The 670-nt window shown below is 67.9% G+C and carries 1 pseudogene; it reads left to right on the top strand.

Annotated features, from left to right (window positions below):
* Positions 1-522: pseudogene (locus FKP22_RS31640) on the top strand (hypothetical protein); the annotation flags it as partial.
* Positions 523-670 lie beyond the last annotated feature (148 nt).

Here is a 670-nt window from a genome sequence, read left to right on the forward strand (position 1 = left end):
TGGGATGCCACCAGCTTCACCGGCGAAGGCGCAGCCGCCCGCGGCCACACCCTGGGGGACCTCAAGACCGTGACCCAGGGCCCCAGCACCGCCAGCCCGCTCAGGACCCAGTACACCGAGTACAACAAGCTCGGCCAGGTCCTCACCACCGTGCTGCCCAACGGCAGCACCGAGAGTCGGGAATACCACCTGCGCGGCTGGCTGAGCAAGCTCACCCAGACCCCGGCCGGCGGTGGCACCGGGCTGGTGACGAGCTACGACTACTACGCCACAGGCCTGCTCAAGCAAGTCACGCAGCCCGACGGCAGCTGGGTGCTCAACACCTACGACGACGCCCACCGGCTCACTGATGTGAGCAGCTCTGACGGCAACAGCGAGCACTACGACCTCGACAACGCCGGCAACCGGACAAGCGAGAGCTACTACAAGGGCACCGACCCGGCCACACGCACCCTGGTGCGCACGGTCACCCGAACCTACGACGCACTCGGACGCATGCAAAGCGTCACCGGCCTGCAGTGAGCGGCGCCTACAACACACGCGGAGGAACCATGAACCACAAGACGACCCTTGCAGTCCGGCTCAAACCGGCGGCGCGCGTGCTGGCCCTGACAGGCCTGCTCGCCGCCGGCCTGTCCACCAGCACCGTCCAAGCCGACCCCGTCCCCGA

It is taken from the genome of Ideonella azotifigens (assembly GCF_006519715.1).
GTDB lineage: Bacteria > Pseudomonadota > Gammaproteobacteria > Burkholderiales > Burkholderiaceae_C > Ideonella > Ideonella azotifigens.